Source organism: Shewanella sp. 11B5 (assembly GCF_002836795.1).
GTDB classification, from domain to species: Bacteria; Pseudomonadota; Gammaproteobacteria; order Enterobacterales; family Shewanellaceae; genus Shewanella; species Shewanella frigidimarina.
Map to the genome: position 1 here is coordinate 1 of NZ_PJAP01000784.1, position 1,751 is coordinate 1,751.

Genomic DNA, 1,751 nt, shown 5'->3' on the forward strand with positions numbered 1-1,751 from the left:
ATGGCTTTATCTGCTTGCTCGCAAACATTGGTAAACTCATCTAATTCATCAAATAAACTGATCCCAATACTGAGGCCTACTTTAATGCTTTCACCCTCTAATTCGATAGGGTGTTGATAGTGCGACAGTAAGGTTTTAGCCAAGGTTGTTAGTCGTTCCAAATCATTACAATGGGCTAAAATGACAAACTCATCACCACCAAAACGTGCCACATGATGTAGTGGGGTTTGTGTTGTGTCTGGCGTACTAAAGAGTTGATCGCATATTTGAGCTATATCGTTGGCAATATGGATTAATAAACTATCGCCATATCGATGGCCTAAGTGGTCATTAATTATCTTAAAACCGTCCAAATCGATAAAGCACAGCGCGCCTTGATGTGTACTGTGAGTGCTTTTTCCTTGTTCAAAGGCAGCAATGAGTGCATTTCGATTGAGTAGATTAGTTAACGGATCACGATGAGCGAGTTTGGCTAAATCTTGTTCGTAGCGCTTTTCTTGAGTGACATCAATATGAGTGCCCATAATACGCAGCGGTTCACCGTTAATACCATACTCAATAATACGTCCACGGTCAGATACCCATGCAACAGTGCCATCTTTATGTACCATACGATGCACGGCTTGATAAATTTCTGCGTTACCGGCTACATGACTTTCAAAGGCTTGTATTACCCAGTCTTTGTCTTCCGGGTGTAGATTGTTTTTCCAGCTGCTGATATGAGCAGGTAACTCTTCACGAGTAAACCCGAGCAGATGGCCCCACTGCTGATTAAAAATAGTCAGGTTCCCGGTGGGAATATGTTGTTCCCATAGACATAAACCAGTGCCATCAAGCGTAGCGTTGAGTTGCTCGTTTACTCGTTTATTTAATAGAGTAAGTCGATTGTTCTCATTCTCTAGTTGCTTGATTGTCTGCTTATGCTGCTCTAGTTCAAGCTGTAATTGAGTAATGATGTCCTGCTGTGCCATGGATAGCTGATAATCCTTTGAGTCCAATTGACCCAGTTTAGCTGGTTATTAAACAAAAAAACACCAGCATTAGTTGCTGGTGTTTTGTTCGTCACAAAGTTGATTTATAAGGCTTTAAGGATTGCTTCTACACTGTCCTTCGCATCGCCAAACAACATTTGGGTATTGTCTTTAAAGAACAATGGATTTTGTACACCGGCATAACCGGTGTTCATTGAACGTTTAAAGCCAATCACGTTTTGCGCTTTCCAAACTTCTAATACTGGCATGCCAGCAATAGGGCTAGTTGGATCTTCCATCGCCGCCGGGTTAACCGTATCGTTAGCACCAATCACTAGCACTGTATCAGTACTGCTAAAGTCTTCGTTGATTTCGTCCATTTCTAACACGATATCATAAGGCACTTTAGCTTCGGCCAGTAGTACGTTCATGTGGCCTGGCAAACGTCCTGCAACAGGGTGAATACCAAAGCGAACTTTAATGCCCATATCACGTAGCTTTCTAGTAATTTCAGCCACCGGATATTGTGCTTGAGCCACCGCCATACCATAACCTGGAGTGATGATGACTGAATCAGACGCTTTTAGCATATCAGCGACATCTTCAGCGGTTGTTTCACGGTATTCACCGACGGTATCATCGCCTGATGCTGCAATGGCATCATTACCAAAACCACCGGCAATAACAGAAATGAACGAGCGGTTCATGGCTTTACACATAATGTAAGACAGAATCGCACCCGACGAGCCCACAAGCGCACCAACAACAATCAGTAAGTCA

At 43.0% G+C, this 1,751-nt stretch carries 2 protein-coding genes; both read right to left on the reverse strand.

Features of this window, described 5'->3' with window-relative positions; translation table 11 throughout:
• Positions 1-971 (reverse strand): sensor domain-containing diguanylate cyclase (locus CXF78_RS16410; protein ID WP_102037379.1); only part of this gene is annotated, 971 nt, incomplete at its 3' end.
• A gap of 104 nt (positions 972-1,075) precedes the next feature.
• Positions 1,076-1,751, reverse strand: a 676-nt coding sequence (locus CXF78_RS16415) for an NAD(P)(+) transhydrogenase (Re/Si-specific) subunit beta (RefSeq protein WP_180957191.1), incomplete at its 5' end; no start/stop codon positions are given.